This is a genomic window from Streptomyces sp. NBC_01233 (assembly GCF_035989305.1).
Lineage (GTDB): Bacteria > Actinomycetota > Actinomycetes > Streptomycetales > Streptomycetaceae > Streptomyces.
Genome location: NZ_CP108514.1, coordinates 3,071,453 through 3,092,453, shown reverse-complemented (window position 1 = coordinate 3,092,453; position 21,001 = coordinate 3,071,453). Strand labels below are relative to the sequence as shown.

The 21,001-nt window shown below is 68.2% G+C and carries 23 protein-coding genes; 17 read left to right on the top strand and 6 right to left on the bottom strand.

The window, feature by feature from the left end; translation table 11 throughout:
• Positions 1-6 precede the first annotated feature (6 nt).
• From OG332_RS14495 to OG332_RS14470, 6 genes are all read right to left on the bottom strand, one after another.
• A complete protein-coding gene (locus OG332_RS14495) occupies positions 7-630 on the bottom strand; it encodes a C39 family peptidase (RefSeq protein ID WP_327413875.1) in 624 nt (207 codons plus the stop codon).
• Between the two features lie 19 nt (positions 631-649).
• Positions 650-1,615 (bottom strand): D-alanine--D-alanine ligase family protein, encoded by a 966-nt coding sequence (locus tag OG332_RS14490; protein ID WP_327413874.1) that lies wholly within the window; start codon positions 1,613-1,615, stop codon positions 650-652.
• Between the two features lie 136 nt (positions 1,616-1,751).
• Complete coding sequence (locus tag OG332_RS14485; protein WP_327413873.1) at positions 1,752-2,210, bottom strand: hypothetical protein; 459 nt, start codon at positions 2,208-2,210, stop codon at positions 1,752-1,754.
• The gene (locus OG332_RS14480) at positions 2,207-2,428 is read right to left on the bottom strand and encodes a DUF5999 family protein (protein ID WP_327413872.1); all 222 of its coding nucleotides are present in this window, start codon (positions 2,426-2,428) and stop codon (positions 2,207-2,209) included. Before OG332_RS14480 ends, OG332_RS14485 begins: the two co-directional genes overlap by 4 nt.
• A 142-nt stretch (positions 2,429-2,570) precedes the next feature.
• Positions 2,571-2,864 carry a hypothetical protein gene (locus OG332_RS14475; protein ID WP_327413871.1) on the bottom strand — a complete coding sequence of 98 codons (294 nt, stop codon included), beginning with the start codon at positions 2,862-2,864 and terminating at the stop codon, positions 2,571-2,573.
• A gap of 288 nt (positions 2,865-3,152) precedes the next feature.
• Positions 3,153-3,533: an ATP-binding protein gene (locus OG332_RS14470; protein ID WP_327413870.1), complete on the bottom strand. Its 381-nt coding sequence runs from the start codon at positions 3,531-3,533 to the stop codon at positions 3,153-3,155.
• Between the two features lie 413 nt (positions 3,534-3,946).
• Between OG332_RS14470 and OG332_RS14465 the strand changes: the two genes are divergently transcribed.
• The 17 genes from OG332_RS14465 (at position 3,947) to OG332_RS14385 (ending at position 20,985) form a co-directional block, all read left to right on the top strand.
• Entirely contained in the window at positions 3,947-4,870 is a 924-nt protein-coding gene (locus tag OG332_RS14465; protein ID WP_327413869.1) for a helix-turn-helix domain-containing protein, read from the top strand.
• A complete protein-coding gene (locus tag OG332_RS14460; protein WP_327413868.1) occupies positions 4,870-5,073 on the top strand; it encodes a DUF397 domain-containing protein in 204 nt (67 codons plus the stop codon). The genes OG332_RS14465 and OG332_RS14460 overlap by 1 nt, the downstream gene beginning before the upstream one ends.
• A 145-nt stretch (positions 5,074-5,218) precedes the next feature.
• Positions 5,219-6,001, top strand: a complete 783-nt coding sequence (locus OG332_RS14455) for a glutamate racemase (protein WP_327413867.1) — start codon at positions 5,219-5,221, stop codon at positions 5,999-6,001.
• Positions 6,002-6,096: 95 nt separating this feature from the next.
• Positions 6,097-6,534 carry a DUF6093 family protein gene (locus OG332_RS14450; RefSeq protein WP_327413866.1) on the top strand — a complete coding sequence of 146 codons (438 nt, stop codon included), beginning with the start codon at positions 6,097-6,099 and terminating at the stop codon, positions 6,532-6,534.
• Positions 6,531-6,953 carry a DUF6093 family protein gene (locus OG332_RS14445; RefSeq protein ID WP_327413865.1) on the top strand — a complete coding sequence of 141 codons (423 nt, stop codon included), beginning with the start codon at positions 6,531-6,533 and terminating at the stop codon, positions 6,951-6,953. The genes OG332_RS14450 and OG332_RS14445 overlap by 4 nt, the downstream gene beginning before the upstream one ends.
• Before the next feature lie 41 nt (positions 6,954-6,994).
• The gene (locus OG332_RS14440) at positions 6,995-7,402 is read left to right on the top strand and encodes a hypothetical protein (RefSeq protein WP_327413864.1); all 408 of its coding nucleotides are present in this window, start codon (positions 6,995-6,997) and stop codon (positions 7,400-7,402) included.
• Complete coding sequence (locus OG332_RS14435) at positions 7,386-7,817, top strand: HK97 gp10 family phage protein (protein WP_327413863.1); 432 nt, start codon at positions 7,386-7,388, stop codon at positions 7,815-7,817. The genes OG332_RS14440 and OG332_RS14435 overlap by 17 nt, the downstream gene beginning before the upstream one ends.
• Positions 7,818-7,886: 69 nt before the next feature.
• Positions 7,887-8,327 carry a hypothetical protein gene (locus OG332_RS14430; RefSeq protein WP_327413862.1) on the top strand — a complete coding sequence of 147 codons (441 nt, stop codon included), beginning with the start codon at positions 7,887-7,889 and terminating at the stop codon, positions 8,325-8,327.
• Between the two features lie 148 nt (positions 8,328-8,475).
• On the top strand, positions 8,476-8,967 hold the full coding sequence (locus tag OG332_RS14425; RefSeq protein WP_327413861.1) for a phage tail tube protein: 492 nt from the start codon (positions 8,476-8,478) through the stop codon (positions 8,965-8,967).
• 12 nt (positions 8,968-8,979) lie between these two features.
• Positions 8,980-9,582 (top strand): hypothetical protein, encoded by a 603-nt coding sequence (locus OG332_RS14420; RefSeq protein ID WP_327413860.1) that lies wholly within the window; start codon positions 8,980-8,982, stop codon positions 9,580-9,582.
• A gap of 26 nt (positions 9,583-9,608) precedes the next feature.
• A complete protein-coding gene (locus OG332_RS14415; protein ID WP_327413859.1) occupies positions 9,609-9,920 on the top strand; it encodes a hypothetical protein in 312 nt (103 codons plus the stop codon).
• The gene (locus OG332_RS14410) at positions 9,917-14,737 is read left to right on the top strand and encodes a phage tail tape measure protein (protein ID WP_327413858.1); all 4,821 of its coding nucleotides are present in this window, start codon (positions 9,917-9,919) and stop codon (positions 14,735-14,737) included. The genes OG332_RS14415 and OG332_RS14410 overlap by 4 nt, the downstream gene beginning before the upstream one ends.
• The gene (locus tag OG332_RS14405; protein ID WP_327413857.1) at positions 14,734-15,624 is read left to right on the top strand and encodes a phage distal tail protein; all 891 of its coding nucleotides are present in this window, start codon (positions 14,734-14,736) and stop codon (positions 15,622-15,624) included. The genes OG332_RS14410 and OG332_RS14405 overlap by 4 nt, the downstream gene beginning before the upstream one ends.
• Positions 15,625-15,636: 12 nt before the next feature.
• Positions 15,637-16,563, top strand: coding sequence for a hypothetical protein (locus OG332_RS14400; RefSeq protein ID WP_327413856.1), 927 nt, complete (start codon positions 15,637-15,639; stop codon positions 16,561-16,563).
• Positions 16,560-17,666: a hypothetical protein gene (locus tag OG332_RS14395; protein ID WP_327413855.1), complete on the top strand. Its 1,107-nt coding sequence runs from the start codon at positions 16,560-16,562 to the stop codon at positions 17,664-17,666. Before OG332_RS14400 ends, OG332_RS14395 begins: the two co-directional genes overlap by 4 nt.
• Positions 17,663-20,599 carry a hypothetical protein gene (locus tag OG332_RS14390; protein WP_327413854.1) on the top strand — a complete coding sequence of 979 codons (2,937 nt, stop codon included), beginning with the start codon at positions 17,663-17,665 and terminating at the stop codon, positions 20,597-20,599. The genes OG332_RS14395 and OG332_RS14390 overlap by 4 nt, the downstream gene beginning before the upstream one ends.
• A gap of 65 nt (positions 20,600-20,664) precedes the next feature.
• Entirely contained in the window at positions 20,665-20,985 is a 321-nt protein-coding gene (locus OG332_RS14385; RefSeq protein WP_327413853.1) for a hypothetical protein, read from the top strand.
• Positions 20,986-21,001 lie beyond the last annotated feature (16 nt).

Below are 21,001 nucleotides of genomic sequence, written 5' to 3'. Positions count from 1 at the left end.
ATGCTCCTACTGGGCGTGGCCCAGGACGACCCCCCGGCCGGCGAAGAACCGACCGAGGTCCGCCTTGGGGACTTGGTGGAACTGCTGTGACTGCTCCGGGAACCCGGAGGGGTTATGGATCGCGATGTGGTCGGGGCCAGAGCCGACGGCGAGCACCAGGTGCCCGCCGCGGGCCTTGGGCTGGGGATCGAGGGTGCGGATGGACTTGTGCACCGACAGGAGCACCAGCCGCCCGCGGGACACCTCGGCGTCCACCTGGTCCACGGACAGCTGCGGCCGGGCTTCGGTGAACAGGCCCCACCGGGAAGCCACCCACGCGGCGAACGGGGCATAGATCAGTCCTTGGACCTGGTCGCCGTCGCGTACGTACGCGCCGGCGGTCAGTGCATCGCGGACCAGCGGCACCGACGGGGGCACAGGCTGCCCGAAGTGGCCCAGAGCCATCCGCAGGCACGCCATGCCGCACATTCGGGGCGCCCAGAAGGCGTACTCCTCGGGCGTGTCAGCACCGGAGGACTCCCACAGCGGATCATGGGCTGCGGCGGTGGTGCCCGAGACGAACTCGGGCACCAGAGCAGCGGACTCCCACTGGGAGAAGTAGGGGACATGATGGGTCGTGGCAACGGTCATGCCGCCTACTCTGCCGTCGTCAAGGCACGTACGAGACCTTGGTGAAAGCCGTGTCCAGCACCCGCTTGATCAGCTCGACGTACGACACGCCCGCCGCGGCCGCCATTGTTGCGAGGTTCCCGTGCTCCGACAGGCCCGGAACCGTATTGACCTCCAGCACCGGGCTCCGGCCGTCCGGGCAGATGAGGAAGTCCACTCGGCTCACCCCGTGCGCGCCGATCAGCCGGTGCACCCGCAGCGCGGTCTCCATCACCCGCTGTTCCACCTCCTCGGGCAAGGTGGCCGGGCAGGTCTCGCGACGAAGCCCCCGGTCGTGCTTTGCCTCGTAGTCGTAGAACGCACGATCCGTCTCGCAGGTCAGCAGCGGCAGCACGACAGGCCCGCCCTGGTCGAGGATCCCCACCGTGCACGGGATCCCGTCGATGTACTCCTCGACCATGTACTCGGCGTACGGCTGATCGCGCCGTGCCCGCAGCAGCTCCGCGAGTTCCTCGGCGGTGCGGGCGATGCCGGCGCCGAGGCTGCCGCCGCCGCCAGCGGGCTTCACGAACACCGGGTAGCCGAGGTTCAGCTCGACCGTGGTCAGCGTGCTCTCCACGGAGTGCTCGGGCAGCACGCTGATGGACTTGGGCGTGTCGATGTTCAGAGCGGCGAGCAGGGTCTTGAACGTCGGCTTGTGCATGCCGAGCGCGCTGGCGAGGACACCCGAGCCGGTGTAGGGGATACCCAGCTGCTCCAGGTGGCCCTGCACCTTTCCGTCCTCGCCTCCCGGCCCGTGGCAGGCAAGGAGGGCGACGTCGATGCGGTCCCGCAGGCCCGCGCCGAGTTCCCGAACGTCGGCGAGGTCGATCATCTCGGCCTGCATGCCGACGTTCGCCAGCGCCTTGAATACGGCTTCTGCGGAGGCCACAGATCCAGGCCGTTCGGGGGAGTCCCCGCCGTACAGAACACCAATCCGGCCCAGGTAGTGGGGCTGGTCAGACATGTACGCTCCTCGTGATTGGGGTGATGCTCCGATCGAAGGCGTCCCGGCCCGGTGCCGTGCCCGCTCATGCGGTGGAAGGCTGACGGGCCGCCTACCCGAGCCGGGACGCCGTGGCTGAGCCCAGAAGGGCGCAGGGTCAGGTGGGTTGCTGCTCTTGGCCCAGGTGCCCCATGGCCCAAGCACGTTTGATTGCGTACGCCGGCCTGTCGGCGGCGTCGAGGGCCTCCAGCAGATCGGCGTAGGCGTCACGAAGCCGGTATTCCGGCCAGGAGACGCGCGCCCGCATGTCGGCTGCGGTCAGCCCCTCGGAGAGGTAGCCCAGCACCTGCATCTGGTCTGCGGACAGCGGTACAGGCTGTTCGGTTGCTGGCGGGGGCAGCTGCTTCGAGGCGTAGACACTGTGGACCAGGGCAGTGGTTCTGGGGGCACCTGACTTCAGCCGGGCGAACTTCAACCTCGACTGCACTGCTCCGTAGGTGACCGTCAGGCGTCTCGCGATCGAGTGGAGCGTCAGCCCGTCGGCGGCCAGGGCCACGGTCTGCAGCTCACGCTCGGTCAGTAGAAATTGGTCGCGGGGTTTCGCTCGTCCGCTCACGCCGCAGCCCTCGCGCCGCCAGTGGGCCGGTGAGGGGCAACCATGCTGCCGTCCGGCAGCAGTTGACCAGTGTCCTCGAACTCCAGTACGCCATTGCAGAGCAGGTTCCACCCCTGTTCAGGGTGCGCGGCCACGATCCTGGCCGTCCCGCGGCAGTGGTCCTCGGGCGGAGGGCAGGGCGGGGAGTGCGGGCACTTCGGTGGTGTGGATTGGTCCACAGGAATCCTCTTCTGGCTGGGTCCGCCCCATCCGAGACGGTGTACGTGGACGCCCGTGCACGTCTGACCGGACGGGGCACGGCCTGCGCGGGCGGCAATTGCGAGGGGTGGCGTCGGCGGTCCGCCCTCCAAGGCGGCGACGCTAGGGGTGCAGCGGAGGTAGGGGCGGCCACGCCGACTTGCCGGTGCCAGCAGCCAACGCGGAGCGCAGCAGGCCTGCACCGACGAGGCGGTGACGGTCCCAGGGCCGGACCCAGAAGGGCCCGGGCGGCCGGTCGCGGTCGAGCGGCGGCATCACCACGCGGCCGTGGGGGACACAGCGGCCGAAGCCGTTCTCCCAGCGACTCGCGGTGCCGGGAGGAACGAGCCAGTAGCGGAACGGGCGGCCCGGGTCATCCACGACGGGGCCGCACCCCTCGGGCTGCCACATGTCCATGAGCGCCAGGGCGTGATCGGAGCGTCGACCCCGAGTGGTGACAACAAGCTCGAAAGTCCGTGTGCCGAGGCGGAGTTCCACTTCGCCACTGGCCTCTTGGTGCAGGAGGCGGCGGACGGCAGCGGCGAGGTCGGCGGCGTCGGATGCCGGTGCGCATGGCGGCACGGCTAAGACTTCCGCAGGCAGACTCATGCCGCTTCCCCATGGTCGACCGACCCCAGGACGCACGGGGTGTTGGCATCCGGGCGTGGCGGGAGGGAGGACTCCGGTAAGCCCTCGGGGGCCTCCTCAGGCATGCCGCCCCTCCTTGGAGATCGGAAAGGTGCACCACGTGGTCGTGCCGTCTTCGCTGAACCCCAAGTCGCCGCCGGCGCCACGGACCAACTGGTCCACGATCTGCATCCCTCTCCCGCGTTCTGCCAGGAGATCAGCTGCCTGGATGCTGGGTTGCTGCGGATTTCCGTCGTCAACCGACAACTTGAGAAGGTCGACCGACGGTTCCAGGCGGAACCGGATGGTGCTGGCAGTGCCGTACCGAATCGCGTTCGTCAGGAGCTCCGTGGCGGCCAGCGCGATCAGGTCAGCGGCTTGCTCCTCGTCAGCCAATCGAAGCCAGGCGCTACACAGTCGGCGAGCGCGGCCGGGGAGAACCGCGTCCACTTCGCCCACCTCGTGGGAGCTCCCACGGCGGCCACGGACCGGGAACTGCAGGTCCAAGCCAGTGGGGAAGCGTCGGGAGGGACTCCCCTGGTGATTGATGTCGCGCAACGGCATGCCGCACCTCGTGTCGGTCGGTGGCGGATCCGGGCGGCCCGCCTCCTTGGATGGCAGGGCACACCACATCTCAAGATCACGTTCAGTCGCGTCACTCGGACCCAACGTGCTGAACGGGGACCAGCATGGCAGCGCAACAGCTACCGTGGAAGCGTTCTCGCAGAATTCTGCGAAGGGGATTTTGCGGTCGAACTTCCGTGCGTGACAAGGCAGTTGCGGCCGCAGCTCGAACATTCCGCGAAATGGTAGAAGTAGCGTTGCGCAGCTCGAATCTTCGCCGTCAGACTGTGGGGAACAAGGAGGGGAGGGTGATCGTGAACGACCTCAGCCCGACGGCTGCTGCTGGAACTTCCGAGGGGCCCGTCATCGAGTCCGCATCTCCTGCGCTGTGTCGACTCCAGCTTGGTGTGGAACTACGTGCTGCTCGCGTGGCCGCCGGCATGAAGGCGGCCGAAGTTGCTCGACACTTCTCCTGGGCAGCGTCGAAGCTGACCCGGCTGGAGACTGCGGACAACGGGATAGTCGAACCGTCCGACGTGGCGGCACTGTGTCAGCTCTACGCCGTCCCGCCTGAGAAGGCCGCCCTGTTGGGCGACTACGCCACGGTCACCAAGACGAAGCGGGACTGGTGGCAGCGCCAGGATGTCCGCGACACGATCCAGCCCGGCTTCAAGGCGTACCTCGGTTTGGAGGGAATCGCGGAGCTGTCCTTCAACTACGAGGGGGAGTTCGTGCCTGGGCTGCTCCAGATCGACGCGTATGCGCAGGCCATCATGGAGCGCGGCAACGAAGGGCTTCCCGCCGATCAGATCGATCTTCGTGTGGCCATCCGCATGACCCGGCAGGAGGTGCTACGGCGCAGTACCTCCCCGATGGAGTTCACGGCAGTCATCAACGAGGCCGTCCTCCGCCGGCAGGTCGGCGGGGCGGAAGTGATGCGCGCCCAGCTGGCACACATCGTTACGGTCGTCGAAGAGCTCCCCAACGTGAAGGTCCAGGTCGTCCCCTTCGACCGTGGAGCCCACCCGGGGATGAACGGCTCCTTCACCTACCTCCGGTTCACTCAGCCTCTGAAGCCGATTGTCTACCTGGAGAACCTGGCGGGCGCCGGCGTCTCGCGAAGAGAAGAGGATGTTCGGAAGTACGAAGCGGCCATCCGAGACCTGCAAGCCATCGCTCCGGGGTACGAGGAATCCCTGGACATGATCAGAAAAGCCAGTAAGGAGCATTAATGTCCATTCGAGCCGACCAGCTGCCCGTCGACTGGTTCTCGTCCAGCTACAGCAACGACCAGAGCGGCCAGTGCGTTCGAGGCGGCCGCTTCGACAACGGAGACATGGCTGTAAGCGACTCCAAGGTCCCGGACGGCGCTGCCTTCGTTGTCGGACCTCAAGCCTGGCGATCCTTCATCGACAAGGTGAAGCACGCCGACTGATCCAGGCCCGAACGACGACCGGGGCCGTCCTCCTCAAATCAGGTGAGGAGGGCGGCCCCACTCAACTCTGAACTGCCTTACGGCTCGTGGCAACTGTCAACCGACCTCCCGGCGCAGAGAGCCGGGAACACCGCCGAGGTGACACATGAAGATCGCGCTCATCGATTCCGGCATCGGCCTTCTCGCAGCAGCAGCGGCCGTAAGGCGCTTACGGCCTGACGCCGACCTGATCCTCGCCTCTGACCCGGATGGAATGCCCTGGGGTCCCAGGCCGCCGCACGACCTCCGACAGCGGGTCCTGGCCACCGCGCTCGCCGCCGCCGCGCTGGAGCCAAACGCCCTCGTCATCGCCTGCAACACGGCCACTGTGCACGCGCTCGCTGACGTGAAAGCGGCTCTCGAACCCGTCATCCCTGTCACCGGCACGGTCCCCGCGGTCAAGACCGCCGCCGCGACCGGCGGTCCCATCGCTATCTGGGCGACTCCGGCCACCACTGGGAGCAGCTACCAGGGCCAGCTGATCGGTCGGCACGCCGCCGCTATCTCCGTCACCCAAGTCGCATGTCCCGGACTTGCGGATGCCGTTCAGCAGGCCGACCCCAGCGCCATCAGTGAAGCCGTAGCGGACGCCGCCCGCCATACGCCGATCGGCGTCACCGACGTGGTCCTCGGCTGCACCCACTACGAGCTCATCGCCAGCACGATCCGGTCTGCCCTCAGCCGCCCGTGCCTTCTCGCGCCGGTCCTGCGCGGCTCCGCCGAAGCCGTCGCGGCGCAAGCCCTTCGCCGCGTCAGTCCTGCTGCGACGGCGCGAAGGGGTAGCGCCTCTCTGCGTGTGCTTCTGAGCGGTAGGGAAGCGTCCCTGCCCGACGCGGCCCGCCACTATGAGGCAGGCCGCCGGCTGCTGAGTGCTGCGGCGGTTGCCTGACTTCCCAGCCCTCAGGGGCCATGCACGTTGGCGGGCCCTGGCAGTCGAAAGCGCCCGTGGCGGGCGGTGTCAGCGGTTCGGCATACCCTCGGATCATGAGCACTCCCACTGAGGGGCTGACTCTGGGGGGCGTCAGCGCGATCGTCGAGAAGAAGATCCTCACCAGCCGGGTCAGGATCGAGCGCAAGGGTGAGCCGGTGTTCAACCCGGACACCGGTCAATACGAACCAGGGCCTCCGGTCGTGGTCTATGAAGGGCCCGGTGCGCTCTTTCCCGCTGACGGGCCTTCCGTGGTTCTCCACCTGGCAGGGCAGGCGTACGTGGACGACACGCGCTCCCGGTACAGGCTCCTGACGCCCCTCGATGCGCCGGTCGCCTCCAGGGAAGACATCGTTCGCGTCATGCAGGCGGCCGACCCGTCAGCGATCGGCCGCACCTGGCGCGTGCTGGACATAGGTGAGACCGCCACCCTCAGCGTGGTCCGCACGACATGGGTCGACCAGGACACGCAGCGAACGGGTGGAACGCCGTGACGACAGGCATCGACCCGGAAGAGGTGCGCCGTCACCTTGAAGCTGCCCTTCTGGTCGACACGGTCCACATCACCCGGCCAACGGGAACCGCTCCGCTTGACCCGGCCACCGGACTCGTGGGCGAGGTGCCGGTAGAACACGTCTACGAGGGCCCCGGTGCCGTCCTGTCCGGGCATGGGCAGGTGACGGCAGAGGGGATCGTCGGACGGCAGTGGCTGGACGACACGGTCTCCTGGTACCGACTGCTCACCCCACTGGGAGCTCCCCTTCCAGGCCGGTACGACCGGGTACAGGTCATCGCCGCGAGATCGGGAAGTCCTGCGACGCTCGGCCGGGTCTGGCAGGTCCTCGACCCGTCAGAGGCATCGACTGTTGAGCTGGTCCGAGTGACTCGCCTCGACGAGGTCACCCCGCCCTAGAGCGAATCCGGGCCGCCCGAGATCGCGCATACGCTCGAATCATGGAGATCGCGAACAGTCCGCTCACAGATCCTCACCACGTCCGAATCACGTCCCACGCCGGCGGCGGGGCAGTCGCCCTCGACGGGGTGGACATCTCCAGCCTCGTCCACGGCTACAGCCTGCACCACGTAGCCGGGCAACCAGCTCAACTGGTCCTCCAGTTCGCGCCCGGGCGTCCTGTCACGGAGTACAACGGTCTCGCCCAGGTCGCAGTCGGCATCCCCCACGAACCCGGCGAGGCAGCCGAACGCTTCCTCGCGGCGATCGACATCCCGCTCCTGGAACAGGCCGCCATGCACCGATTGGACTTGGCCGGCGGGCGGCACGGGTTCACAGCAGCCATCGTCGAACAGCTTCGGCAGTGGGCCCGAGGCGAGGAGGAGGAGCCCGATGCCCTCCGCGTCTAACCCCCACCCGAACGCCCACGGCGCCGCAGGCGTCTACACGAACGCCGCTCAGATCGCGGCGCTCCTGGACGCCCGGGCGGTCCGGACTTTGCCGGAAACGCTCTCGGTCGTCCAGCACCACGCCATGCTCCTTGAGACCCGTATCAAGGCCCGGGCCTCCGGACGGCCGGGGCCCAACGCACCCACCGGCGACTACCGGCGCAGCTGGACCCACGAGGTCTCGACAGACGGCGTCACGGTGACCGCCACCGTCGGCACGAACAAGCCCCAAGCGCGCCGCTTGGAGTACGGCTTCGTCGGCGCGGACAGCCTCGGCCGGATCTACAACCAGGCTCCGCTGCCACACGTCGGACCCGCGATCGAAGAGATACGGCCCATCTTTCTCGCCGCCCTCGGCGACTCAATCAGTGACTGACCGGCCCGACGTGCAGTCGCCTAACGGACCACGCCTGCGGCCAGGTTCCGCAGCCAGATAGGAGGAGCAGTGCCCGTCTCCGGCCGCGAGGTCTCCCTCGCCGTACAGAAGATGCTGGCGACCGCCACGACCAGGAGCTGCGGGTACGGCACCGCGCCAACGGCGTCCAGCACGCCCACCGGTGCCCAAGTCCCGTACGCGGTTCTCTACCCCCTCGGTCTGACAACCGACGGGCCGCCGTACGGCCAAGCCGACGGCGACGCCCGCGCCCTGCTGCAAGTCACGAGCGTGGCCACCACAGCTGAGCAAGCCGAATGGATGGCCGACCGTGTCCGGACCGCCATGCTCGGGCGAAAGAGCAGCGGAAGCGGCGCCTACACCACCGACATCACCATCCCGGGATGCGCTGTGCTCCGCCGTGGACTGGACAAGGAGGAGGGCGTTGCTGTCTCCGGCGGCATATACAGTTACGTGCAGCGGTATGTGGTCGAGGTGACGTCGCTCTCCTGACCAGCACCGCCCTCACCGCGGAGGCCCCCTCGCGGACGTCCGGCCGATTCCGGTACGGGCTGATTCCCCTGTCGCGCTGTGCGCGGCGTCGTGGGGACGGGCCTCCGGTGCGTGCCGCTCCAGGGGTGTCCCCGGAGAGCGAGAATCAGTGGGTACCACCCAGCAGCGGTTCATGCGGCGTGGAACGACGCAGTTCTACTTCCTGAAGGCGATTGCCGCAGCCTCGAACATCCCGACCCGGCCGGAGCTGACTGGCACCAATGCCACAGACCTCGCCGAGGCCATCTCGGACATCGAGGGATGGGCCCTGGAGAACGTCCCCATCGAAACGCCGGACATGGCATCGGAGTTCACGACGTCCATCCCCGGAGAGGACAAGGCGGACAACAGCTCCTTCACCCTCTACGAGGACAAGGTCGACGACACCCTGGAGACCCTCCTGTCCAAGGGCAGCGAGGGGTACGTGGTCATCCTCCGCAAGGGGGACATCCCGCAGTCCAAGTCGATGGATGTCTTCCCGGTGCGTGTGGGCAGCCGGTCCGCCACGTACACCGCCGGCGCCGAGCCCGCCAAGTTCAAGGTCAGCTTCGGCATCACGGCAAAGCCCACCCTCGACGCCGCGATCCCGGCGAAGGCGTAAGGGGGAAGCCGCATGTCCACGCACACTCCGCCCCCTGCCGCGATTGCCCGAGACCCCCACTGGGCAGCGAAGATGGAGCGCCTGCGCGCGCGCCGCCTGGCCGAGCGCACCCTGTCGATCTGCGACGACCCGACGCTCAAGGCAGCCGTCACCGAATCCGCCCTCCGCCTCGCACGTGCCCGCACCGAAGCCGGGTCCGCCTCAATCGAACAGGGCATCGCGGAGGCGGCCCGTTCCGAGTGGGTGGCTCAGCAGCCTGAGGTGCTCGCAGCCGAGGGCGAGCTTGACGACGCCCAGCGCGAACTCGACGCCGCGACGCTACGGCTGACCTTCCGAGCACTGCCGCGTCCGGCGTGGGAGCAGCTGCTGCGGGATCACCCGCCCACGGAAGCCCAGGCTGATACCGGCATGGAGTACAACGTCGAGACGTTCCCCGCCGCCCTGATCGCCGCGTGCCACCTCGAACGCGACGACACTGGCGCCGAGGTGCCGAGCATGAGCGAGACCGACGCCCAGGAGCTCCTCGACGTCTGGGCGGACGCGGACGCCAAGGCGCTGTTCACCACCGCCCTGGTCGTCAACCAGACCCTGCGCGCTGACCTGGGAAAAGGCTGATCGAAGACCCGGCCTTCCGGGCTGAGATGCAGCTGTGCGCCTCATACGGGATCCCGCACAGCCACTTCTCGGGAGCTGGGGACGGCCGCTGGTCGGCGCTGGACCGGGCGAAGGCGCTCGCCTACCTCGCCTACACGCAGGCGTCATGCGACGGCTGCGGCACACGCTCCGCCGAGTGGGACGAGCGAGTGGGTGGGGACCGGTTCGCGTACGTCCCCGAGCCGTACCGCTGCCCGGGCTGCGAGCTGATCGAGATGGAGCGCGAGCAGGTCCCCGATGGGGCCGAGGGCCGGGGGATGAAAATCGGGCTGCGGCCCCGGAAGGACGTGACGCCGTGAGCGGCGCCTACAACCTCTACGTCAATCTCATGGCCAACACCGGCGGCCTGACCACCGGGCTCCGAGGCGCCGCCGGCCAGCTGAGGAGCTTCGACGGCGGGCTGGCCGGAGTCGGCACACGCCTGGGATCGGTACGTGCCGCGACCGAAGCCCTGGCCCGCGCGCAAGCTGCCGCCTCCGCAGAAACGCTTCGCTCGCAGGCCCGCGCCACCCAGGCAGCAGAGCGAGCAGCTGCCGCACAGCAGGTCGTATCCCGGGCACACCGTGCGCAGTCCCTCTCCTTGTCCCTTGCGACCAGGGCGCAAGAGGCGCACACGGCCGCCACCCTCGCCGGCGAGCGCGCCGCACGAGCTCAGGCGCTCGCCCAAACCATGGCGGCACGTGCGCAGGCCGCCGCTGGTAGCGGTGCGGCGGCCGCCGCACGCACGGCGCAGGCCGCCCAGGTCGCCGCCGACCGCGCCGCACAGGCTCACACCGCCGCGCAGAGCCGAGCCGCCGCCGCGACTCTCGCCGCCACCCGCGCCAGCGGGCTGGCTCAGCGCGCCTCCACGGGTCTCGCGGATGCGGAGAACCGCGCCCGCACTGCGGTCACCGCCCGGGATGAGGCCCAGCGCGCCGCAGCACGCACCGCGCAAGCCTCCGCACGCCAGATAGCCGACGCCGAGAGGGGAGTAGCCGCCGCGTCGGCAGCCCGGGCCACAGCCTTCGCCCAGGGCGGGCTCATCATCGGTGCCGCACTGGGCGTGGGCGTCGCCAACGCGATCCAGCTCGAAAAGGCGATGGCGAACGTCATGACGATCTCCCAGGAGATCACGGCGAAGAACGTCCAGGCCTTCACTGACGAGATCGTCCGCCTGTCCACGGAGCTCCCTCAGACAGCAGAGCAGCTTGCCGAGGGCCTCTATCAGATCGTGTCCACCGGCTTCGACGGTGCCGAGGCCATGTCCATCCTGCACGTCTCCGCCCAGGGCGCGTCCGCCGGCCTGACCACAACGGAGACCTCCGCGCGCGCACTCCTCGGGGTGTTGAAGGCGTACGGGCTGCCGGCGTCCGCCGCCACGGACGTGATGGACACGATGTTCCAGACCGTCAACCTGGGTGTTGTCTCCTTCGAGGAGCTCGCCCAGCAGCTCGGCGACGTCGTGCCGATGGCGGCCGCAGCAGGCGTCGAGTTCGACGACCTCAGCTCGGCCCTGGCCGCGATCACCCTGGCAGGCATCCCCGCGGCCGAGGCCGCCACCGCGCTCAACATGATGATGACGCGGATGGTGAAGCCCACCCGAGAGATGCGCGACGCCATCAAGGACCTCGGGTACGAGTCCGTGGCGTCCGCCATCGCCCAGGACGGGCTCTACGTCGTCGTCAACAAGCTCCGGGAGGTCACCGGCGGCTCGGCAGACGCCATCGCCAACATGTTCAAGGACATCCGGGCGACGAGGGCGATGCTGGCGCTGTCCGCCGCGGACGGGAAGAACTACGCCGACACCTACAAGGGCATCGCGATCGAGGTGGCACGGGCGGGCGCCGCACAGAAGGCGTACGCCATCCAGCTGGACACCACCGGCGGGCAGTGGGCGCTCTTCCGCAATCAGGCAACCGCCCTGGGCATCGACCTCGGCAGGGCCCTCCTTCCTGCCCTTCAGACCATCGGCGAGTACTTCAAGGTCCTTGCCGGGGCGATCAACGACCTTCCCGGCCCGGTGAAATCGCTGATCGGCGGGTTCCTCGCCCTCGCCGCGGCGGGTCTCCTCCTGCGCGCGGCCGTGGAGAAGGCCGGCGTGCAGCTCGCCACGTTCCGCACCCAGGTAGCCGCCGCACGCGCGGGCGGGTCGGCACTGCCAGCCGTGCTCTCTGGGGCGGGCCTTGCCGTTACCGGCCTGGCCGCGCTCCTGACGATCGGTGTTGCCGCCTACGCCGCGTACTCGGCCTCCAAGCAGAAGGCGAAGGCTGCAACGGAAGAACTCGTGGAAGCACTCCGAGCCGAGAGGAGCGAAGGAGAACAGGGCGCAGGTCTGCGGAAGTTGACCGAGCAGCTCACGAGCGGCGGCGACGTGGACAAGCTGCGCAAGGCCGGCGTCGAAGTGGAGGAAGCTCTCGACGCGATCCTCAACGGAGGAAAGCGGTACCAGGACCTCCTCGATGAGCTGAACGCGAAGAAGAACGCGTCCGCGCGAGAAGTCGGCAAGGCCGTCACCTACGACGACAGCTTTGACCGGGCCCGGGATGTCCTGACCAAGCAGCACAAGATGTGGGACGACGCGGTGAAGAAGGAATCCGCGCTCGCCGCCAACATGGACATCGTCAACGCCAAGATCAAGAACAACCGGGTCGAACTCGCCGGAATGTGGGACCTGACGGCGACGCTACCCGTCGACAAGAACGGCGCACCCAAGTTCAGCGAAGAGATGCAGGCCATGGGCAAGGCCCTGGCCGACATCGTCGATCCGGCGAAGGCCTGGAAGGCGGCTCAGGACGAGGTCGCAGAAGCCAACCGCAAGGCCGGGCGGTCAGCCGACTCGGCGAAGGCGAGCCTGGCCGACTACATGGAGCAGCTCCGCAAGCAGCTGACCGCGCAGAGGGACTGGCAGAAGAACCTCGGCGCCCTGGCCGCCAGCGGCCGGCTTGAACTTGTCGACCACTTCGCCAAGCTCGGCGTCGACGCCGCCCCGATGCTCGACGAGCTCGTACGCCAACTCGGCAAGGGCGGTACGAAGGTCGCCGACGAGCTGGAGGCGATCATCCAGGAAGGCGCGGCCCGCTCCACACCGGCCTTCCGGGCCGGCCTGGAGCAGCTCCCGGCGATCGCCGAGAAGTACGGCAAGGAGATCGCGCAGGCATGGGCGGACGCCTCCGCCACCAACAATCCCGGGCAGCTCTCCCAGGTCATGCAGCGCATGGCGCTGGCCGACATGGGGCGGGCCGCGCAGAAGCTGCCGCAGGATGCCCGGGCAACGATGCAGCAGGGCATGAAGATGCTGGCCGAGACAGCCGCCCGCGGCGGCAAGGACGCCGCGGAGGCCATGAAGACCGCTCTCCTCAGCGGTGACCTCGAAGGGGTCCGGACACAGCTCCAGAACATCTTCGGCGCCGACATGCCCATCAGCGCGCCGGACCTCTCCGCCGTCGTCACGGCATTCCAGTCCGCCGGCAGCCAGGCGAATATGGAGTGGAGTGGCGCTCTCACGCTGATCCAGACGGCGGCGGCGACAAAGGGAACCGCAGCAGCCCAGGCCCTGACTTCTGCCCTGTTGTCCGGGGACATGGCCGCTGTGAAGTCGACGCTGGACGCCATCGGCTTGTCCGTGCAGAACATCCCGGGCTCGAAGAGCATCTCGGTCAACGTGACCGCCAACCAGCCGCCGCCGGTCGTCATCTCGATCCTGTACCGCCGTACCCCGATGCCGAACGACAAGGACGGCAACGGCATCTCCGACTACATCCAGGCCCCGCAGGCGAACGGCAGTGTGCTGTCCTTCTTCGCGAGTGGCGGAGTCAGAGAGCAGCACGTCGCGCAGATCGCCCCGGCTGGTGCCTGGCGCGTGTGGGCTGAACCGGAGACCCACGGCGAGGCGTACGTGCCTCTGGCGGAGTCGAAGCGCCCCCGATCCAAGTCGATCGTGGAAGAGGTCGTCCGGCGCTTCGGCGGAGAGGTCTCCTGGTACGCCAACGGCGGACTGTCCGGATGGTCCTACCGGCCGGGAGCGGCAGAGCTGTCCTCCCTGTCCTCGATCCGTACGGACTCCATGCGCAAGGTGAAGAAGGGGGGTAAGGAGGAAGAGGTCTTCGACCTGGACCTGTTCGAGAGGAACCTGGACAAGGCTGCGAGCAAGGCCGCCGCCTGGCGCCGTGACCTGGCCACCGTGGCACGACGCGCCGGCCAGGACGTCGCCGACGCCCTTCAGGACATGGGCGAAGACGGTGTCGAGCTGACCAAGCGGATGGCGAACGGCAGCTCGAAGTACATCCAGGACATGACCGACGACCTCCAGGCGCTGGGAAAGGTCGCCCGAGCATCCCTGGGTGACTTCACTACGCAGCTGAAGGCGGCCATCGAGAACCAGGAGGCCTTCGAGGCGAACCTGGCCAAGATCGCTGCCTGGGGCTACACGGATCTGGCGACCCTCTTGGCCGAGCAGGGGGACAAGGCGGCCGAGACGGTGGCCGCCGAGGCCGCGCGTTCGCAGGGAGCGGCGCGGGATGCCAACGACGTGAGCAAGCGGGCCAAGGAAGTCGTATCTGGTGATGCCCTCACCGACCTCATTCAGATCATCGGCGCGATTCGCTCAAGCGGGACAGGCATTCACGACGTCGCCGACGCAACGAAGCTGGACGAGGACCGCATCATCGAGGTCGCTCTCCTTGGTCAGGCGCGCATTCAGCAGGTCCTGGGCAGTACCGCGGCGAAGTTTCTGGAAGACCTCGCGCGGGCGAAGCGCGGGCTGTCCTACGCGAACGGCGGCATCCTCACGCCCGGCGTCTACGCCACGAGCAACGGCATCGTCCGCTTCGCCGAGCCCGCCACGGAAGGCGAGGCGTTCATCCCGCTTGGGGCCTCCAAACGGGGCCCGGCTCAGCGGGTGCTGGCCGACGTGGCTGGCCGGTTTGGATACCAGCTGGGACACGCCGGGGCGAACTCACCTCGGGTGGTGGAAGCCAGGCCCGAAAGCCGAACCGTCGTCATCCTCCGAGACGAACGCCCGACGCCCCTGATCGGGACCCAGCACATCCGCATCGACAGGCCCGGCGCGACCGAGCAGCAAATCTCCGCCGCGGTCGGGTACCAGCTGCGCCGCGCCAAGCGAGGTGGCGTCCGATGAACGCCGTCCTCAAGGATCACCGTCACGAGCTCGGCGGCGTCGCCATCGGCTCCGGAACGCCGGTCGTGATCGCCACAATCGAAGGCCTGGGGCGTCCCGAAGTCCGTACCGGGGACGTGGACCCGCCGCACGCCGACGGCGTCTGGCTCGGCGCCGACTACTACGCTGGCCGAACGGTCCGCATCGACGCAGCAATCAAGACTCCAGGCGACCAGGCAGCCGCCCTCGACATGCTCGCTGCACTTCAGCACGTCCACGACGAACCCAGCCTGCGCCTGACCGGAGGGGCAACCACCGACCTGCGGCTCAAGTTCCCCGGCCGGGACGTACGCATCCTCAAGGGCCGTCTCCGCCGGCTCGACGCCGACCTGACGTCCTTGGCGTACGGCTGGGTACCCCTGGACCTGGAGTTCTTCGCGGCCGACCCGCAGTTCTACAGCGACGCCGTCCAGCAGGTCACCTTGCCGCTCGGCATGATCGCTGACGGCGGCTTCACCGCCCCCCTGGTGCCGCCCATCGTGGTCAACCCTGGCCCAGACGCAAATCGCAGACCAGGGTGGATCAACGTCGAGGGGACAGCACCGGCCTGGCCCGTGCTCCGGATCACCGGTCCCTGCGCCAACCCGTCCATCACGCATGTGCAGACCGGGCGCGTCCTTCAGCTGAACACCGTGATCGACGCCGGCGACTGGATCGAGATCGATACCCGCCCCACCTGGCGATCCGTCCTGCGCCGCAACGGCGGCAGCGTGAACCTCACCCCACGATCACGAATCGACACCTTCAACCTCTTGCCCGGCCGCAGCGAACTGCGCTGGCAGGCCCTCGACCCCACCAATCGCGCTCAGCTGACCGTCACCTGGCGGCCGGCCTGGCCCACGCTCTGATCGGGAGCCTCCGTGACCCTCACCCCCGTCCCTCTTCTCACCAACGGCGGCACCCACAGCGCGCAGAGCTTCCGCATGATGGTCCGCGACCTTGCCCGAGGAGCCGAGGGCGTCACTGAGGGCAGCGACCTGAAGGTCACGCCGCTGACCGTCCCGGCCGGAGGAGTCCTCGTTGGCGACGGCTCCGGAGTCATTCGCGGCCGAGCAGTGCCGTGGCAAGGCCACTACACCGCGTACAACATCGGCACAGAATCCGTTCCGGTCGCCCCCACTGGCGGCACCCCACGCGCAGACATGGTCGTGATGCGCGTACTCGACCCGGAGTACGAAGGCACCCGCAACCCGGCGAAGGACAAGATCGTCGCATTCGAGGTGATCCCGGGTGTCTCTGTAACAGCAACCGCCCCGCCCCCGGGCTTCTCCGCGATACCGCTGGCCCGAATCAACCTGCCGGCCAATACGGGTACTGTCACCGCCGCGATGATCACCGACCTGCGGCGCATCGCCAACCCCCGCAGGGAGCGTCGGATCCAGATGATCCGCGGCTTCCCCTACAGCCAGTCCCCGACTGCCGTCGACAAGTGGGCCGACTGGCCCACCGAGGCGCGCGTCCAGGTCGAAGTCCCATCCTGGGCCGTCACCGCGAACATCGTCACCCAGATCGGCGTGCGGTTTAGCGGAGACCCGCACATACGCTGGCGCCACAAGTTCGGCGCGACGTTCGGCGCCGAGATCACCATGGATGACGACGCTGTCACAGGCTGGTCCCGCGAGAACATCATGCTCGGCGACACCCCGCAGATCACCCCGGCGCTGCGCGGAACCGTCCAGACCCTCAGCCTCCAGACCAACCCCAATGCCGGGTCCACCTTCACCCTGGACGTCAATGGCGGCTCCAACTGTGTCTTCGACGTGGAGTTCGTCGAGGGGGTGCTGTGACGCGCACCGGATACCGCTACATCGCACAGCACGCACTCACCGGCGAAGTCCTGGACCCGGACCTTCCTCTTACCGACGTCGAGTACGGGCCCGAGCTGAACGGCCCGGGAGCCCTCACGGCCACCCTCGCGCCGCGGTTCGGGCGTTCGCGACCCGAAATCGTCGACGAGGGCAACACGCTGCTGTACGTGGAGCGGGAGGGCCATCTGCGATGGGGAGGAGTCCTCTGGCAGGTCACGCCGGAAGACCGCACGCTCTCCCTCGAAGCCGCCGGCTGGTCCAGCTACCTCCAGCGGCGACACGACATCCACGGCGAGTACGACGGACGGGGCCCGTACGTCTACGCGGACCCCTGCCAAGTCATCCGCGACATCTGGGCGTACGCGCAGTCCCTCCCTGACGGCGACCTCGGCGTCGTGGTAGACCCCACCGTGTCGACCGCGAAGGTCGGCACGCCGGCCGATCCGCTCAAATCAGCATGGTGGGAGGAACCGGTCCTCGGCGACGCCGTGGATGACCTTGTTGCCGCCGTCGACTCCCCGGACTACACCTGCGATACCCAGTGGGGAAGCGACGGGACCATCCGCCGGCGGCTACGGCTCGGATATCCCCGCCTGGGCACACGTCGTACGGACATCAGCTTCACCAGCGGAGTCAACATCCTGAACTCCCCAGCCATCCCGCGCTCCGCCGACGAGTTCGCGCAGACCGTCATTGCGACCGGCGCTGGTGAGGGCCGATCCAGGCGGCGGCATATCGACTCTGTCCGCGACGGCCGCCTGCGCATGGAGACAGTCCTTGCCCTGCCGGAGGTGAAGGGAACCGACGTCCTCGCGCGCCGCGCCACAGCGGAACGCACCCGCAGACAGCTCCGTGGCACCGTCGAGCAGATCAGCATCCGCCCCGATCATCCCGCCGCACCGCTCGGCAGTTTCCAGGTCGGGGACGATGTGTTCACGACGGTCAGCAACGACTGGATCGACTTCGCCAGCTGGATGCGGATCGTCGGATGGAGCGTACGGACCGGTGGAGCGGACGGCGAGACCGTCACCGTCCTACTGGCCCGCGCGGACTCCTTCCACTACGGGGAGGCGAGCTCATGAGTAACATCGACATCGGCGGCCGCCTGGCTGCCCTGGAACGGCAGATCGCCAACCTTCAGCGGTCGAGCCGCCTCGGCCACTCCTCCATCGAAGACGCCGCGATCCAGGTCTACGACGACAGCGGCTCCCTGCGCGCCGTCATCGGGCAGCAGGCAGACGGCACCTCCGGCGTCGTCGCCGTCAACGGACCGCAGCCACCCCAGCCGTCGCGCCCGTACGTCTCCTCTGTCCTCGGCGGCATCGCAGTCACCTGGGACGGGACCTTCCTCGAGGCGGTCGCGGCACCGCTCGACTTCGCCCGCGTAGAGATCCACATCGGCGCCACGGACGGCTTCATCATCAGTGAGACCACCCTCCGCGCGACGATCGAGTCCCCGCGGGGCGGCACGCTCATCGTTGCAGCGAGCGCCCCGATGTACTTCCGGCTGATGGCGCGCACTACATCGGGCACAGCCTCCGACCCGTCGCCGCAGGCAGGCCCGATGGGCCCGGCTGCCGTGGTGGCCCAGGAGGTCCTCGACGGGATCATCACCGAAACCGCGCTGGCCGAAGAGGCCGTGGGCCGGATGCACCTCCAGGTGGGCGCCGTTGGGCACACCCAGCTCGGTATCGGAACGGGGAACCTCCTGCCCGACCCGGGCTTCGAGGGGCCCTACACCGACCAGAACCTCACTGGCAAGACCGGATGGAGCCTGACCACCGGCAACAACTCCGCACGAGCCCTGCAGGCGGGGCCGAAGGGGCCTCCCCCAAGCACAGGGAGGGCCCTGATGATCACGGAGCTACCCGTCTCTCCCGGCGACCGCTTCTTCCTTGCCATCGACTACCGAGTGTCGGCGGACTGGGCTGGTGACTCTATCCGGCTCTTCATGGAGTGGCAGGACGCCCAGGGCGCCGTCCTGAGCTACGGCATCCTTGCGGTGACCCCGGCGCCAGGCGGCCCCTGGACGAGGACCAACCGCCAGGTGCAGGCCCCGGCCGGGGCGGTCAAGGCGGCAGTCTGGATCAAGAACCACGAGGCGACCGCCGGGACCGCCGACTTCGACAACGCCGAGGTCCGCACGGTCATCGGCGCCGGCATGGTCCTGGCCGACTCCATCGGCACACCCGAGCTCGCGGCAGGTTCCGTCGTAGCGTCCAAGGTCGCAGCCAAGACGCTCACCGCGCGCGAACTCAAAGCCCTGTCGATCACCGGGGCCGAGATAGCAACCAACACCCTCGTCGCCCGTCACATCGCAGCCGGTGCCCTCACAGCCGCGCACCTGGCCATTGGTGTGGACGGCAACTTGATCGCTGACCCCTCCTTCGAGGGCGCCATCACCACGGGCCGCCTCGGTACCGACTGGACCGTGGTCGCTCCGGGCAGAGACAGCCCCAAAGCCCTGCGTGTGGACTGCACCTCGGCGACGCCGGTCGACAAGACCATCACGCTCGGCACGTTCCCCGCGATGCCTGGCCAGCGTGTTTGGCTCTCCGCCGACTACCAGCTCTCGACCGACTGGGTGGGGACCCGGGTGAATGTCTACGTCCGCTGGGAAGACGCTGCTGGAGCTGTCCTTGCTTACAGCACGATCACCAGCGGCAGCGCCGCGGCGGGGTCCGGCTGGAAGGCGATGTCTGGAGCACCGGAGACGGCCGCTCCCGCTCAGGCCGTGCTGGGGCGGATCAAGCTGGCCGCCGACGACGGCAAGGCCGGGTCGGTCCTCTTCGACAACTCGACTTGCCGCATCGTGATCGGCTCCCAGCCGAGCGGAACCCGAGCCGAGATCTCCCCTGCTGGCCTCGTCCTCTTCGACGAGGGAGGTGACGAGCGCGTCAGCCTGGTCACAGGCAGGGCCAACTTCCTCACGCTGTCGGGCACCAACGGTGGGGCGGTCGCGACGATCGACGAGCGGGGCAACGCTGGCTTCAACGATGTTTCCGTCGCCGGCGGGCTCACCGTCGGCGGCATCCGACTCGACTCGCGCCTCGCGGAGTCTCCCCGCGGTCTGGTCGCGATCAGTCGCGCGTACAGCGCGGTCACCGGCAGCTCCAACGAGATGGGGTTCGTCGAGCTGGCCTTCCAGTCAGACGTGACGCGGATGTACCGCATCGTCGTGGATTGCTCTGTGACCGCGTCAGCCGAGACGGGAGAGGTCCACGTAACCCTCCGCGACGGCGGTGCATTCACTCCCACCGTCAGTAGTCCCGTCATTCAGAATCGTGTTTTCCCGATCAATGGCCTGACCTGGCGGTCGGTCCGGGTCGAGCTGATCAGGTCCGGAGCGAGCCTCGGGGGCGGCCTTCATCGGCTTCTGTCGACGTTCCATGCCCAGTGGGCGCCGGGCGGAACCACCGTGACGCTGTTCGGTAAGAGCGAGCAGCCAGCCCACATGTACGTGGAGGACATAGGGCCGGCGATCCCTGACACGGGCGTTTACAACACCGGTGGTGGCGTGGCGACCCCTCCCAAGCAGCAGTACGAGCGGACCTACACCGCTGCTTGGTCGGGCAGTTACGCCAACCGGGGCGCGTACAACTCGTACTACGGCTCCCAGTGCATTCAGGGGTACTACTCCAGCAACAACGGGGTGCAGGCTGCCCTGATCGGATTCCCGTCGTCCTTGGCATCGGACCTGGCGGGAGCTTCAATTCAGAAGGTCGAGCTGTACCTGTACTACGCCCACTGGTACTACAACGCTGGCGGAAAGGCCGTGATCAAGGCACATGGTCACGAGTCGAGGCCGGGGACCTTCAGTTGCGACGGCGACTCTCGGACGATCGACTGGGGCAAGAACGTCGGCAAGTGGATCGACATCACCTCGATCTTCGACTCGACCAGCTGGAGGGGAGTGGCACTTGACCCCAACAGCACCTCCCTGGACTACTACGGGCGTGCCGAGGGCGTGGGGGAAGAGCACCCGCCGCAGCTCAAGGTCACGTACGTGAAGTGAATCGGCGTGATCGCGGACAGCCGTAGAATGAGGACCGGCGTGGGGCCGACTGACTGGGGAGCATCGTGACCGGCCCGACCCAAGATCCCACGCCCTGGGAGCTGCTGCGCGCGGTCCAGCAGCTGCGTGACGATCTTCGCGCCGATTTTGCCGCTCTGGCCAGCCGGCTGGAGCAGATGGTCACCAAGGACGTGTACGCCGCGGACCAGAGGGCTGTCGAGCAGCGGATCGGCACCCTCGAAGGTGACCTCGGCGAGCTCCGGGAACAGCGCGAACGCGAGGCGGCCGACGCCCGGACCAACCGGCGCCTGGCTCTCTCCGCTCTCGTTGCGCCCGTGGTGGTTGCACTTCTGGTCGCGGTACTGCTGGCCAAGCTGGACATCTAACACCCATCCCGGCGCG